11 protein-coding genes are annotated in these 13766 nt (G+C 55.9%); 4 read left to right on the top strand and 7 right to left on the bottom strand.

The window, feature by feature from the left end; genetic code table 11:
* Positions 1 to 267: 267 nt before the first annotated feature.
* Positions 268 to 2991 carry an antiviral RADAR system adenosine deaminase RdrB gene (rdrB, locus tag OKC27_RS15425; protein ID WP_270806435.1) on the bottom strand — a complete coding sequence of 908 codons (2724 nt, stop codon included), beginning with the start codon at positions 2989 to 2991 and terminating at the stop codon, positions 268 to 270.
* Complete coding sequence (gene rdrA, locus OKC27_RS15430; RefSeq protein ID WP_270806436.1) at positions 2991 to 5909, bottom strand: antiviral RADAR system adenosine triphosphatase RdrA; 2919 nt, start codon at positions 5907 to 5909, stop codon at positions 2991 to 2993. The genes rdrB and rdrA overlap by 1 nt, the downstream gene beginning before the upstream one ends.
* 537 nt (positions 5910 to 6446) lie before the next feature.
* Between rdrA and OKC27_RS15435 the strand changes: the two genes are divergently transcribed.
* Positions 6447 to 7622, top strand: a complete 1176-nt coding sequence (locus tag OKC27_RS15435; RefSeq protein WP_270806437.1) for a retropepsin-like aspartic protease — start codon at positions 6447 to 6449, stop codon at positions 7620 to 7622.
* 38 nt (positions 7623 to 7660) lie between these two features.
* Here OKC27_RS15435 and OKC27_RS15440 read toward each other — a convergent pair whose 3' ends face one another.
* Positions 7661 to 8257 carry an MliC family protein gene (locus tag OKC27_RS15440; RefSeq protein WP_270806438.1) on the bottom strand — a complete coding sequence of 199 codons (597 nt, stop codon included), beginning with the start codon at positions 8255 to 8257 and terminating at the stop codon, positions 7661 to 7663.
* A 291-nt stretch (positions 8258 to 8548) separates the two neighbouring features.
* On the opposite strand from OKC27_RS15440, the gene OKC27_RS15445 reads away from it, so the two are divergent.
* Positions 8549 to 8929, top strand: a complete 381-nt coding sequence (locus OKC27_RS15445; protein ID WP_042059136.1) for a hypothetical protein — start codon at positions 8549 to 8551, stop codon at positions 8927 to 8929.
* A 131-nt stretch (positions 8930 to 9060) separates the two neighbouring features.
* Here OKC27_RS15445 and OKC27_RS15450 read toward each other — a convergent pair whose 3' ends face one another.
* Positions 9061 to 9426 (bottom strand): DUF2061 domain-containing protein, encoded by a 366-nt coding sequence (locus OKC27_RS15450; RefSeq protein ID WP_042059134.1) that lies wholly within the window; start codon positions 9424 to 9426, stop codon positions 9061 to 9063.
* A 192-nt stretch (positions 9427 to 9618) separates the two neighbouring features.
* Between OKC27_RS15450 and OKC27_RS15455 the strand changes: the two genes are divergently transcribed.
* The gene (locus tag OKC27_RS15455) at positions 9619 to 9825 is read left to right on the top strand and encodes a hypothetical protein (protein WP_270806439.1); all 207 of its coding nucleotides are present in this window, start codon (positions 9619 to 9621) and stop codon (positions 9823 to 9825) included.
* A gap of 103 nt (positions 9826 to 9928) precedes the next feature.
* Here the strand turns inward: OKC27_RS15455 and OKC27_RS15460 are convergent, their stop codons facing one another.
* From OKC27_RS15460 to OKC27_RS15470, 3 genes are read right to left on the bottom strand one after another with little or no spacing between them, the layout of a single operon-like run.
* Complete coding sequence (locus tag OKC27_RS15460) at positions 9929 to 10783, bottom strand: 23S rRNA (adenine(2030)-N(6))-methyltransferase RlmJ (RefSeq protein WP_139707526.1); 855 nt, start codon at positions 10781 to 10783, stop codon at positions 9929 to 9931.
* Complete coding sequence (locus OKC27_RS15465) at positions 10777 to 11238, bottom strand: DUF2390 domain-containing protein (protein ID WP_270806440.1); 462 nt, start codon at positions 11236 to 11238, stop codon at positions 10777 to 10779. Before OKC27_RS15465 ends, OKC27_RS15460 begins: the two co-directional genes overlap by 7 nt.
* Entirely contained in the window at positions 11231 to 13141 is a 1911-nt protein-coding gene (locus tag OKC27_RS15470; RefSeq protein ID WP_139409248.1) for an ABC transporter ATP-binding protein, read from the bottom strand. The genes OKC27_RS15465 and OKC27_RS15470 overlap by 8 nt, the downstream gene beginning before the upstream one ends.
* 154 nt (positions 13142 to 13295) lie before the next feature.
* Here OKC27_RS15470 and OKC27_RS15475 point away from each other — a divergent pair, with 154 nt between their 5' ends.
* Positions 13296 to 13709, top strand: a complete 414-nt coding sequence (locus OKC27_RS15475) for a CBS domain-containing protein (protein ID WP_270806441.1) — start codon at positions 13296 to 13298, stop codon at positions 13707 to 13709.
* Positions 13710 to 13766 lie beyond the last annotated feature (57 nt).

Raw genomic sequence — 13766 nt, forward strand, 5'->3', positions numbered from 1 at the left:
TTGGCGACTAATGAGATCGCACAAACTGGACTGAGTTCCCTTCCTCCAGTGATCTACTATTCGGAACAGCTATTTAGTGCTAGGCAAACACCAAAGAAAATCAGACCAACCCCGGAAAACAGTGGAAGCCGACGAAAAAGATAACGTAACCAGTAACTTTCCCGCGCCTTGTTTTTTAACGCTATGGAATGAAAGCTATACATCTGAGTTAATTCATCAAAATTGGTAATTTGCCTTGGTGGTTTTTTTTCTGTCATTAAATTCCCCTTAAACCGGTTCAAACACCGGTAAATGATTGCGATGAAACTGCTCGAGCCCGTACTGGCGTAAAGTCTCCAGCCAGCGTTCGGCCACGGTGCGGCCAACTTTCAGTTCAAGTGCGGCTTCGCGCAGCAACAAGAACTCGGTGCGCAGCGTGGTCGGCATAATGCCGGGATCGTCGGTATTCACCAGCACGCGCACTGGGCCTCGGCGCAGGCCGAACAGGTTGGCTTCCGCTCCTTGCTCCAGCACCGATTCGTCCGGCGGATACCAACGGAAAATCGGGTGTTCGGCGTGTGATTGCAATCGGGCAATATATACATTGGAGGTCGGGTTGGCTTCGATGATCAGCCCCAGCTTGTCATATTCAGTCAGCAGCCAATCCTGTAGCGCGTGCATAAACTCCAGCTCTGCCGGCGTGTCCACATCTTCCAACATGCCTTCATCAACCTTGTGACCCACTCTGGCACTCCCTTTGGGCACAAACCCGACATGAGCCGCCGCTTCGTCACCCATGCGCACAATGACCAGCGGCGCTTCTGTCAGCGAATCCAGCCATCTATGCCGAGCCTGATACAGCTGGCTGGCCAGCGTGCGTTGCTCACTCAATGCTTGATGATCTGGCAAGGCCGACAGCTCGCGGGAATCGACCGGCCAGGCACCACTCAACGAGTTCAGACGGAAATGGCAATTACGCCGCAAATACCACGCCTGATAGAGATCGTTCGGCGTGACATCACGCAAAGGGGCATGTTCGAAATCGGCCAGCGGATCGACAGACTTGTTGCCGTCGCAGCCGCAGCCATCGTTGGCTGCCATTAAATCGGGCGCTTGCCACCAAGTCGAGCGGCGCCAAAACCGGGCAATGCGTCGCTCGAACAAGGGTAACACCTGCTGCGCCAGCGGCAGTACGCAGCTCAGCACGCTGGCGTGATGCCACAGCCAGACTAGATTATCCAGATGCTCGTCCAGTGGCAGCAGCATCTCGCCCTGTCGGGCAGCCCACTGTTTCGGCACTATGCCGAGCGCCAGTGCATGTCCCAGTCGGTCGCCTTCGCGCATCTCACAAAAGCGCACTGTCTCGTCGATATGGCGCATACCCGATGCCGGATGGGCGTAATCCTCACCAGCATGAATGCTCAGGTGAAAGCCGGTGCTAGCCCCCTCGCCATCGGGCAGTGTCTTGAAGCCGCTACGCAGCCAGCGCAGCACCGGAGCAAACCACTCGATTTTCAGCGCGTTTTCATCCCCTGCTACATCCAGCCCACGAAACCATCTGGCAGGCTGAAAATGGAAATTCGGGTTCAGCTTTCCACCCAGAAACTCTTGCGTATTCCAGCCGGACGCACTTTGCAGATTGCCCATCAAGGTGTTTGCGTCTTGCCATAGTTTTTCGCTATTTGGCTTTGGGCGCTGGTTTTGTTGGTGAGTTTTCGAGCGTGAGAAATGGCCACAGAATTGCCGGCGTTCCATCGCCTGCATGGTGGCCAATGCTTGCATATCCAGCTTGATATCAGATTCGCCAAAAATGTATGGGGGCTTTGGTAGGGACAAACTAGCGTTCGCGATCAGACCACGCGCAATGTCACCAACTAACTTAGGCTTGAATGCCAATGGCCCTGACTTGATTTCTGCAAGATCAGCTTGACCTACCCACAATCTGCGAATGTTTCCTTGATAGTCGCCGCCCCGACCAAGTGCTGATTGATAGTAGCGCTCGGCAAAACGGGTCAGTCCTTGGCCATCCATGATCAGGCTGCGGCGCAGCTGATTGACGGTCTGCCAGAAACACAAAATGGCGGAACGTTGCAGTGGGTGGGTGTGCTGCTCGTTGTAGCGACGGCAAAGATAGACATACAGCCACAGCCAGCGATTAGCCTCACCACTGTCCATCGCCATTGCGAACTCACCCAGTAACCAATCCGCACTACCAAGATTGGCCGCAGACAGGCTGGTAGCCAACAAATCCCAGTCCGGCTTGCGGATAGATGTGTCCATGGCAAGATTGAGCCGCGCCAAATGCTGCGGCCAAGCATCCGGATGATATGGTTCCAGCAACAACACCAGCAGTTGCCGCGCACGGTGCAGCAGGGGCTGCAGACTGTTGTACTGTTCGCACTGCCACCGACTCGCCTTGCCATCCAGATTCAGCAACTGTCCAGCCAACAGATAGTCATCGAGGATCGCGCTATCGGCTGTGACTCCCCAGAAATGCACATGACCTTCAGCAAACGGCAGCGATGGGTTGCCGGGAGGGGCGAAAAATGCAGTCTGCGCGGACACGACACGTCGAATATCGTGCGCCTGTGGCTGCGGCATTTCATCCAGCCACTGCGCCAAGTGCCAACCGGCCAGTAGTGTCGGATCCATCCCTGCCGCCAGTCGTACATAAGCCTGAATTTCACCTTCGCGGTAGCAGAGCAAGTCGCCATTGCGCTGCAATAGCCGCTGTTGCAGCTCGTTCAGCCAAGGCAGGGTGGGTGTCAGCAGCAAATGACCATCAAGCATCCGCCCCATCAGCTGTCGCACATCGGTCAGCCGGTGCTCGCGCGGATAACGCGCCTCTATTCCCTCGACCAGAAAATGGTAGAAATCATCTTGCAGTTGATGCCAGCGGTCAGACTCCAGAGCATCCGAGGGTGTGAGTAATGTGTCCCAGAGTAATCCAGCCAACCGCTGATCGCTAAAAAAACACTCGGCGGCATGTTCAGTTAGGGTACGCTGGAGCATTACGCTGGTTCCTGCTCAGGGTCTGATTGTTGATCTAGTGTCAACGTCTGAGATGGATGTTTTTGCTCTGTTCTTACTGGCTGCTCATCAGAAGGTTTAAGTTGTGTTTGGGGGGGGAAACCGGCACAAATTGCAGCAAATGTCTTCGTCCAATAATTATCTGCGCCAAATTGATTTCGCATTTCTGATAGTATACTTTCTCTCTCCTCCGAGGTTTTTCTCTTGGCATTCTCACGAACACGTTTCTCAAAGGTATCTTCCGCGCCAGCCCTCATTCCTAATTTTTTGATTAAGAACTCCTTGGGTTGGGTAGCTCCATCAGTTACCTGGTGGGCACCTATCTCCCTCTTTTGGTGGGGAGTTCCCCCCTCCTTAATCCGCCCATCGGTGATAGTTCCGATTTTCAGAGCACTTCTCAAAGCAGCTAACTGTGGCTCCAAGCGTTGTTTAGGAATAGCATCCATTACTGGATCAATAATCAAATGACGCAAAGGATGGCTGGCTAACACACCCGAAATGGTTCGGGTTGCTTTAGCAAACATCTGCCGAGCATCCGCAGAAGTCGAGCCCCTAGATAGATGCTGTTTATGTGGAGCAAGATGGCCAATATTCATCTTGAAATGGTCATTACTCTCGAAGTTTTTTACTGAATGCAAACCAACACCAGTAACTAATTCTGGCAAACCAAACAAACTTCCTTTCTCAAAACTGCCAAATGCCGACCAAGTCGCATAAAACACCAATCCAGCCTTGTTCAAGGCAATAGCCAGACTACCCTCTCCGTTCCCGTAATCACCATTATTAGATGCCATGGTGTAAACCTTTTCGAACACCTTGTAGATCAGCCAAGGCGAGACATCCAGTTCCTCAATGGCATAATCTTTGCGCCATTTTGCAATTGCCACCTGCAGTTTACTCAGGACCATGTCGAGTGGGTTTACTGTATCTTCGTCATTGCCTTCCTCAGCAGTCTCGTTTCCACCATCAACATCTTTCTGGTCTGAAACCGCAATATCCTGTACTTGTGATTTGGCAGAGAAAAATGGTGCTGAGTGAAGAATTCGCTGTAGGTCGCTTAATTCGACCTCACCAAGCAGGCTGGCAATAATTAGTTCGAAAATACGCCCAATATTTAGTACAAAAGTGCGACCCGTTGGCGTATAGAAATAATATTCTGCCAGTAAATTCAGCAAGAACCCAGCATCGTGTGAGAGCGATTCATTTGAAGTTAATTCCGTTGAGACCCTACCAAGTGCAGCCAGCCAGTCGTGATTATTTTCTTTGTGGCTGTAGGTAAGTTGCTTTTGCAAATCTCCATTTATATTGCAACCGACCTCGGCAAGCGGGTATGGCAGGATAGTTTTTAATCCTGACAAATCCCGAAACCATACTTTCGGCAGTTTTTCTTTCAATGATGCTTCCCAATCAGATAGATCATGATTTCGTTCAAAATGCTGATAGTTCACATTGCCTTGTATACGTGGCTGGAATAGCGGTGTGTCAAATATGCTGCCACCGCGTTGACCTGCCTCTGCATCTCGCCATTGCTGCCAATGTTTCCTTGCCAGTAAAATCAGATACGCAGCACCACCAGTAGATTCAAACTTAAAGTGTTTTTCTAGGCTTGATACCCAGGCCCCGCGATCTACGTTTTCCCTGCCTGAATTTGTATCGGTGGTAGATAATGGCTTGGCGAGTTTAGCAAATGCGGCATAAGCAGAACCATATTCCCTCTTCTCGTCCTTATGTCGTTGCTGATATTCCTTTTCAAAGTCTTCAATCGCTTTGACAGGCACGTCCGGCATTTGCCACGCTCGCTTGACCTGTAAGGCAGAATCAGCTTCTTTGACGGCTTTAGGTAAAGCGGGTATCAGTTGGTGACACCGATTCAATAATTGAGTCAGCGCGCGCATCGATGGAATCGGCAATGGCAACTGGCTATCGCCCAGACCATTTACCGGCCCTGCCAGAAAAATCTCCAGCCACGAAATAAAGTTGCGCAGCGGCATCAAGTCGGCTTGTTTATCATCACGCAAGTAGATATCGCTCTCCTGCCAATAGCGGCTGACTTCCGGCATGGTCAAACGGCGCGGGAATGGAAGGATCTTGCGCTGATACTCTGCCGCCAACTCTACGGCTCTGTCATAAGCAGCATCAGATAAATGGTGGGAATCCTTGGTCAGGCGGCCATGAAAATCGCGCCAGGTCACATCGTTGTAAAGTTCACGATCGCCGCAGACAATGGGCAAGACATGAGGCGTGGCCAGATAGCGGCGCACGATTTCGAGGTTTTCAAAAGCTCGATTAAGCGAGGTATCGACGTCGTCAATCGGCAGGATCAGCAGTTTTTTCTCCAGCAAACCAAGCACGTCACGGAAGAAATCCTGCACGCAGTCGGCCAACTGCTTGTTGCTGTACATGGCGCGTATCTTGTCCATGCCGTGATGCTGTTGCTGGGTCTCGACCGATTCTAGAGACTGGGCTAGTTTTTCCAGCGTCTGGTTCAGGCTGCGGGATCTGTTAGGTTGTTGTTTTTGTGCTTCTTTAACCTCTTTGTCATGCAGCACAGCCGCGACAATGATGTGCAGAAACAGCGATTCGCCATTTTCCAGCAGGGTTGGGTCTACCGGGTCGAGGATGTGAACATCTTTCAAGACATCTTGGTCTTTCAAAAAGCTTTTCAGGTTAACCAATACCGCAGTTTTACCTGTGCCGCGCGAACCATCTATCGATATGGCGCTATGTTCGCGCAGTTCATTGAGCGATTTGTTTTGGGCGGCTTTGGCCTTGTTTACGGCTTCAATAATCATCTGCGCCAGCGGTTTGTACACCTCGTCGCGGGGCAGTAAGGTGTTGGCGTCAGGCAAGACGGCGGACTCGCCGGCGTTTAGAGGTATATATCGCTTGTTATGGCTCATGTTCGGTACCTGGCTAGCTGATTTCTATAGGACAACGGTTGTAATTAACATGGTCACCAATCGTTATTCGGCAATGAAATTGGGGAATGGCATGTCGAGTGGCACGTGGTGGGAGCTTCATTGCGTATCAATTCCATCCGGCATGGCTACCGCCCCTGAATTTCAGCCTCCAGTCTGCTGCGTTTCACCAACGGGATGGGGTTGGCATGGCTCATGGGAGACTCCGACGAGGCAAGTGTTGCCAAATGGCAATATTAACCATGGCGCTGTGGAGATAAAGCTCAATATTTTGAATTTCTGTGCAAGATCAATAAATTAATCAAATGTCACCCACGATTTATGACGCGCCGAGATAGCGTGAACAACCATTCTTGAACTATCACCATAGAATATTCATGGTCATATCTGGCTTGAACCAGCATAAAACTCTTTGTTATTGTCCACCTCCCCCGCTGAAGTAGCTTATTTATCTATAAATCAACAAGATAGCATTATGTGGTGGCGTCGCGGGGGCATCTGCTATCGGGAAGGAGAGTTATGAAGTCGCAGTTCAAAGTGGCGCTGGCCATGTTGGCCCTGTTTGTCGTCCAAGGCTGCACAGCCCCGGATTCATCCGCCAAGCGCAATGCACCCGGCCCGGTGCTGACAGTGCATTACGAAAGTGCCCCCCTGATCCCCGTCACCATCGCCGGTGAGCAGTACCAGTTTTTGCTCGATACCGGGGCCAGTATCACCTTTATCGACCGTCGTCTGGCCAGCCGCTTCAAGGCGCTGACCTTAAGTGAATTGCCCAGGGCCTATCAGGCTGATTTTGCCACTGTGAACAGCGTTTCGAGCCAACTGGGCAGCGAGCAGCTTGGCTTTGTTGAGCCGCAGCCCTTCTCGGTGGGGTCGGTCACCATTGATGACAGCGAGCTGTGGGCAACTATTGATTTCGATCTCTTCTCCCAGTCTCTTGGCAGCCGTATCGATGGCATCCTCGGGATCGACACCATCCGCCGTTTCAACTGGGTGTTTGATCGCGACAAGCATCAGCTAACAGCTTCGCTGACGGCACCGTCGGCAGCCACGTTCGAGCGTTGCATCGGCTATGAAGATAGCTACAACCGTTCCCCGGCAGTGTATCTGACCCACGGCGAGAGCAGCGTGCGCATGTATCTGGATACCGGGGCCGATCAGAGCTATGCCGACCATGCCTTTATCGACTTTATGGCAAGCCAGAAGGCGATCTCTGGCGAAGATGCCACGCCACGCAAAGGGGTGGATGCCAGCGGTATGGTGGAGGGGCGTGAACATATCCTCACCGGCCTGCACTTTGATGAACGCCAGCTCGGTGAGCTGCGCGTGTCGGAAAACAGCAATGAGCAGTATGGTCTGGGGCTGGATTTTGTTAACCGCTTCAATCGCTTTGCGATCATGCCCGGGCGGATGATGCTCTGCTACGACGCCGACAGCCTGGCGCGAAAAGTGCCGCCAGTCCTGCGCAATATCGGGGTGCGTTTTGATGGCGCGCATCTGGAGGTCTTCTACAGCGACGAACGGGATCTCGCCCCCTATGGTCTGGCCAACGGCGATATTCTGGAGCAGATCAACGGGGTGGCTTATCGTCCCCTCGAGATCGACAAGGTGCGTGAACTGCTCAGCACCAGCAAGCCGGGGTCGCTCAAGTTGCGGATTGTGCGGGAAGGAAAACCGCTGGATATCGCCATCTAGTCAAGGCGGGGCGGCAAGACGAGCCGCCCCTATGAGCCTCAGCCCTTGGTTGGATTTTCCATGCAGGTGAGGGTTGGCTGGCCGTAACGTTCCAGCGTGGCTTCGTCCCCTTTGGTAAAGAAGGTGAGATTTTGCCCTTCATAACGGGCGCCGCTGGCGCTGGGGGCTTCATAGGCGAGCACTTGCTGCTGCGTGTCGCCCTCGCTCAGATTGATCACCGCGGCGGGCAGCTTGGCATCGTTATAGAAGTAGGTGGAGAGGGTGACGCTCTTGCCGCACAGGTAGTTGACCGGGGTTGGCACCATCAGCTGGCCGCCACTGATCTGCAGCTCGGTGATCCGCAGCAGGTAGTTATCCTCTACACACTGGCGCAGATCCTGCCCCTTCCAACAGTCGTTGCGCCCCTTGATCCAGCCGCGTTGCATGGCGCGCTCGGTCTTGAGCTGTTCGGGAGAGAGCGCGGCAATCGCCTTGGGGTAGAGGGCCGCCAGTTCGTTATCAAGGGCAGCCAGTCCGGCATCCTTGCAGATCAGGGTTTCGACCGACCCGGCGGCTTTGGCGCAGTCAAAGGAGGGGGTCGCGGCGCTGGCCAGCAGAGGAGCAAACAGCAGGGTGGCAAGCAAGGTCTTGTTCATCGATAGATTCCAGCAATGAAGAGGGCATATTTGCTTACTACAGCACACTCTACTGGGCAATGCAGCAGAGGTGCAGAGCACTTTTTGCGGCGCGGTGCGTGCTGGCGAGCGGTTTTGTCGTTGCACCTCGGGGAGGGGAACCCTTGCAGGTTGAGGCTTTTATGTGTGCAAAAAAGTCAGGAACGGTCGCTATTTTAAGCATTCAGGCTGGGCTGCGGCATTGCGGTTTCGCGCTGGTCCAAGTGGCGTGCTAGATTGCCGGCTTTTGTTAATTACAAGCAGGCTAAAAATATGTTCAGGTTTTTGCTCGGGGCCCTGATGGCCATCACGCTGTCCGGTTGTGCGGCCATGTTCAACGGCGCAAGCCAGCAGGTTTCCATTCGCAGTCAGGATCCGGATGCGGAGATCTACGTCAACGATATGCTGCTGGGCCATGGCAATGTGATCACCTCGTTCAAGAAGAAAGAGAATTACACCATCACGGTCAAGCGTGCGGATTGCTACTCGGTGACAGTGCCGGTCTCCAAGTCGTTCGATGCCACCACCCTGCTCGGGATCTTTATCGATTTCGGCGTGGTCTCCATTCTGGTGGTCGATGGGGTCGGCACCGGCGCCTGGCAGAAGTTTGATCAGAGTGCCTATATCGTTGACCCACTCTGCAAGAAAGCCTGACAGGCGTTGGTGGGGCATCGGATGATGCATCCAGATACAGATCTTTGCTGATGTGAAAAACCCGACACTCCTGGCCGGAATGTCGGGTTTTTTGTGGCCGCGATAAAGGGGGAGGCGGGTTGCCCGGTTGCTCAGGCCAGCGCCAGTTGCTGACTGCGGGCGCGCCACAGCCGCTCGTGGAAGAAGAACACCACGGTATTGATGGCCGGTTCGATCATTGCCATCACGCCGCCGGTGAGCAGCTCGCCGCTCAGCAGGAAGGCAACCCCGAAGGCGACGCTGAAGTGGACCAGTGCGAAGCTGCTGGTCTTGGCCTGCAGGCTGTGATTTGGCTTGAGCTTGTGCCAGCCAAGGTCATGAAAGTAGAAGGCGACCGTGTTGACGGCGGGCTCGATCAGGGCGATCAGGCTGGCGGTCAGCAGCTCACCGGTCAGCAGGTAGGCCACGGTAAAGGCGACACCGAAGTGCAGGATGGCAAAGCTGATGGTCTTTTTCATGATGGCGGCTCCCTTTGTTGATGGTGAGAGTATCCGCCGAAATGAGATTAAATGAAAACTATTCTCATCTATTGCCGGAATAGAGAGAACCTATCAACGGGCGAGTTGCCGGTGCGGTTCAGCGGTTGCCAATCGCAGCCAAGGCGATAAAGTACGGGGTCATCCACTTTTGCCCATGAAAAAGGATCTTTCATGAATATCAATGCCACCCTGCTTGGCCAGTTCATTGCGTTGCTGATGGTGATCGTCGGCGTCATCGCCTGGCGGCTGGCGCGCCGCAAGAGCGAGCATCCGGCGCTGGTCACCCTTATCTGCTCCCTGCTCTGTCTGTTTCCGCCCTTTGGCCTGCGGGCCCTGTTGCTGGTTGCGCTGAAACAGGATTTGCCTGCCCGCTCATAGGGTACGCAGGTTCAGGCTGCTGCACACTCCGGCCGCACCAATAGCAAAAGCCCCGTGACGGGGCTTTTGCTTTTTAACTTTGTGGTCACTGCGGGGCGGGGGATTAACCCTCGGCCTTGTTGAGCCACTCCACCTTGTACTGGGCGCCGGCACCCTGCGCCAGCTTGGCACAGAGCGGTTTCAAGAACGCTTCGATCTGCTCGTCCAGCATCCAGGGCGGGCTGATGATCAGCATGCCTGAGCCGTTCATGCCCCAGTCGGCAGTCTGACCGGCCACTTCCAGCTCGGCCACCAGGACGTTGCCGAAGTTCTCGCGCTTGATGGCGCGCAGCATGTCGCGGGATTTGTCCGCCTCTTGCCCGAGGATCGGATACCAGAGGGCGTAGATGCCGGTCGCCCAGCGCTTTTGCGCCTTTTTCAGGGTATCGACCACGGCGAAGTAATCTTCCTTCAGCTCGTAGGGCGGATCGATCAGCACCAGCCCACGGCGCGGGGTCGGCGGCAGCAGGGCGATCAGCCCCTCGAAGCCGTCGCGGTGGTGGACGGCGACGCGAGGGTCATAGCCCATGTTGGCACGCAGATCGTCCACTTCGTTGTTGTGCAGCTCCATCAGCGCCAGCTTGTCCTGCTCGCGGGAGAGGCGGCGGGAGAGCTCGGGCGAGCCGGGGTAGTAGTGCAGCTCACCGTTCTGGTTCATCTCTTCGATGACGCCCAGATAGGGGGCCATGGCAGACCACTGGGCCCGCTCGTCCCACAGCCGGCCGATGCCGTCGGCATACTCGGCCTTCTTCTGGGACCAGTCGCCGCGCAGGTCGTAGAGACCGCCACCGGCATGGGTGTCCAGCACGATGAAGGGTTTCTCCTTCTTCTTGAGGGACTCGATGATCAGGGCCTGAACGGCATGTTTCAGCACGTCGGCATGGTTGCCGGCGTGAAAGGCGTGGCGGTAGCTCAGCATATTAGATCTCTGAGGGGGCCCTGCTGGGCACCCAGTAACGATAGATAGTTCAACAAATTGCGGCTGTTGCCGCGAAACAGGGAGAGGCTGCGCAGGGTCTGCAACAGGACACCCTGTTGCAGCCGCTCCAGCTCCAGCTCGTGGGCCAGCATCGACTGATACTCCTGCTCGTCGAGCCGCGCCTTGGCGCTCTGGCGCAGGGTGCGCCACGGGGTCAGCACCGTTTCGGTCTGCACCAGCGCCGGTTGCAGGTCGGTGAGATCGACCACGATGCCGAGTTGATCGAGCCGGTACAGCAGCAGCGCCAGATTGACGTTGCCCCCCTGCGTCTGCACGGTGAGCCAATCCTGACTGCGCTCACCATAGACCTTGCCGCTCCAGTGCCAGAAGCCGATCGGCGTCGGCAACTCGTGGACCGCGACCCGCTCACTGGCCATCAGCTGTTCATCACGCAAAGAAGGCTTGCTCCATGGTTTCCAGCTCTTCGGAGAGGCTCATCCACTCCAGCTCCACCTCTTCCAGCTGCTCCTTGAGAGGGCCCTGGGATTTGAGCAGCTCGGAGAGCTTGTTCTTGGCGCTCTCTTCGTAGATGGCGGGGTCGGCCAGCTGGCTCTCGATATCGCCAAGCTTGCCTTGCAGCTTCTCCATGCTCGCTTCGAGCTTTTCCAGCTTCTGGCGCAGGGGACGGGTCTGCTGGCGGAACTCCGCCTCGCGCCGTTTCTGATCCTTGCGCGCTACTGCCGAGTTGGCAGAGACCGGGCCATCAGCCGGTTTGGCGTTGGCCTCTTTCTCCTGCTCGCCGAGCCATTTGTGGTAGTCGTCCAGATCGCCATCGAACGGCTCGACCCGGCCACCGTGGACCAGATAGAAGTCATCGGTAGTGGTACGCAGCAGGTGACGGTCGTGGGAGACCACCACCATGGCCCCTTCGAACCCTTGCAGCGCCATGGTCAGGGCGTGGCGCATCTCCAGATCCAGGTGGTTGGTCGGTTCATCCAGCAGCAGCAGGTTGGGCTTTTGCCAGGTGATCAGCGCCAGCACCAGCCGCGCTTTTTCGCCGCCGGAGAAGGGGGCGACCTTGTCGAGCGCCTTGTCACCGTGAAAGCCGAAGCTGCCCAGATAGTTGCGCAGCTCCTGCTCCGATTTGTCCGGCGCGAGGCGGGCCAGATGATCGAGCGGAGTGTCGTCGAGGCGCAGGGTCTCCAGCTGATGCTGGGCGAAGTAGCCGATGCTGACCCCGGCGCTCACCTCCAGCTTGCCCGACAGCGGCGGGTTGGAGCCGGACAGCATCTTGATAAAGGTGGATTTACCGGCGCCGTTGCGACCGAGCAGACCGATACGGGAACCGGGTACCAGATTGAGTTTGATCTTCTCCAGGATCACCTTGTCGCCGTAACCGGCAGAGAGGTTCTCCATGGCGATCAGCGGGGTCGGCAGGGCCGACGGCTCGCGAAACTCGAAGCTGAACTCGGAATCGGCGTGGGCGGGCAGGATCTTCTCCATCCGCTCCATGGCTTTCAGGCGGCTCTGGGCCTGACGGGCCTTGGAGGCCTTGTAGCGGAAGCGGTCCACATACGCCTGCATGTGGGACATCTCCCGCTGCTGCTTCTCGTACATCGACTGCTGCTGGGCCAGCTGCTCGGCGCGCTGCAGTTCGAAGTCGGAGTAGCCGCCGGTGTATTCGTTGAGCTTGCCGTTCTCGATATGGATGATGCGGCTGATGACCGAATCGAGGAAATCGCGGTCATGAGAAATCAAGACGAGTGTGCCCTGATAGCCCTTGAGCCACTTCTCCAGCCAGATCACCGCGTCGAGATCCAGGTGGTTGGTCGGTTCATCGAGCAGCAGCAGATCGGAGCGGCAGAGCAGTGCCTGGGCGAGGTTCAGACGCATGCGCCAGCCACCGGAGAAGCTGCGCACCGGCGAGCTCAGTTGCTCGTCGCTGAAACCGAGGCCGTGCAACAGCTCGGCGGCGCGGGCGCGAATGCTGTAGGCGCCGATGGTATCGAGGCGACCGTGCAGCTCGGCCACCAGCAGACCATTGTCATCCTGCTCGGCCTGTACCAGCTGGGCTTCCAGCGAGCGGAACTCCTTGTCGCCGTCGATCACGTACTCGAGCGCGGAGCAGTCGAGCGCCGGGGTCTCCTGCGCGACACCTGCGATCTGCCAGCCAGCGGGCAGGCTGAAGGTGCCGCTGTCAATGGCCAGCTCGCCCCGTACCAGTGCAAAAAAGGTGGACTTGCCACAGCCGTTTTTGCCCACCAGACCCACTTTGTGGCCGGGGTGAATGGTGGCGGAGGCGTTGTCCAGCAGCTTGCGGCCGCCGCGGATCAGTTCGATTTGACTGGCAACTATCATGGGTGGGATCTGCTTGCTCAAAATGGAGGAGAAAAACTGGCGCGGATCTTACGTGAAATGACGCAGATTTGCACTGTAGCGAAGGGCTGGCCACTGGCTGACGCTGCAAAAACATGCCATAACAGTGAAACCAGTTCGGATACCGGAGGTTAGCATGCATATCAGGGATATTATGACGACCCGAGTCGCCACCGTTTCAATGGATGATCGACTCAGTGTCATCAAGGATATCTTCGAGCAGGCTCACTTCCGCCACCTGCTGGTGCTGGAGGAGGGCGAGCTGGTGGGGGTGATCTCGGATCGGGATCTGTTTCGCGCCATCAGCCCTTACCTCGACTCCGAGGCCGAGATGAGCCGTGACACCGAAACCCTCACCAAGCGGGCCCACCAGATCATGAGTCGTCAGCTCATCACCATCGCATCTCATCTCACGGTGCGCGACGGCGTCAAACTGATGCTGGAGAAGGGGGTCTCCTGCCTGCCGGTACTGGAGAATGGCGCTCTGGTCGGCATCATCAGCTGGAAAGATTTTCTGAAAGTGGCGCTGGAGAGTGACGCGCTGGATTGATCCCGCCGTTCATCGCCACCAGCTGACAGAGAACCAACATGCAGAGAGGGGAGCCAA

This window comes from Aeromonas sp. QDB62, assembly GCF_027705695.1.
In the GTDB taxonomy this organism is placed as follows: Bacteria; Pseudomonadota; Gammaproteobacteria; order Enterobacterales; family Aeromonadaceae; genus Aeromonas; species Aeromonas allosaccharophila.

What these genes read in the sequence shown, in the direction of transcription:
- OKC27_RS15450 (WP_042059134.1), bottom strand. Translation starts at nt 9,426, where the DNA reads ATGAAAAAGACCATCAGCTTTGCCATCCTGCACTTCGGTGTCGCCTTT.
- OKC27_RS15445 (WP_042059136.1), top strand. Translation starts at nt 8,549, where the DNA reads ATGTTCAGGTTTTTGCTCGGGGCCCTGATGGCCATCACGCTGTCCGGT.
- rdrB (WP_270806435.1), bottom strand. Translation starts at nt 2,991, where the DNA reads ATGCTCCAGCGTACCCTAACTGAACATGCCGCCGAGTGTTTTTTTAGC.
- OKC27_RS15475 (WP_270806441.1), top strand. Translation starts at nt 13,296, where the DNA reads ATGCATATCAGGGATATTATGACGACCCGAGTCGCCACCGTTTCAATG.
- OKC27_RS15455 (WP_270806439.1), top strand. Translation starts at nt 9,619, where the DNA reads ATGAATATCAATGCCACCCTGCTTGGCCAGTTCATTGCGTTGCTGATG.
- OKC27_RS15460 (WP_139707526.1), bottom strand. Translation starts at nt 10,783, where the DNA reads ATGCTGAGCTACCGCCACGCCTTTCACGCCGGCAACCATGCCGACGTG.
- OKC27_RS15435 (WP_270806437.1), top strand. Translation starts at nt 6,447, where the DNA reads ATGAAGTCGCAGTTCAAAGTGGCGCTGGCCATGTTGGCCCTGTTTGTC.
- OKC27_RS15470 (WP_139409248.1), bottom strand. Translation starts at nt 13,141, where the DNA reads ATGATAGTTGCCAGTCAAATCGAACTGATCCGCGGCGGCCGCAAGCTG.
- OKC27_RS15440 (WP_270806438.1), bottom strand. Translation starts at nt 8,257, where the DNA reads ATGAACAAGACCTTGCTTGCCACCCTGCTGTTTGCTCCTCTGCTGGCC.
- rdrA (WP_270806436.1), bottom strand. Translation starts at nt 5,909, where the DNA reads ATGAGCCATAACAAGCGATATATACCTCTAAACGCCGGCGAGTCCGCC.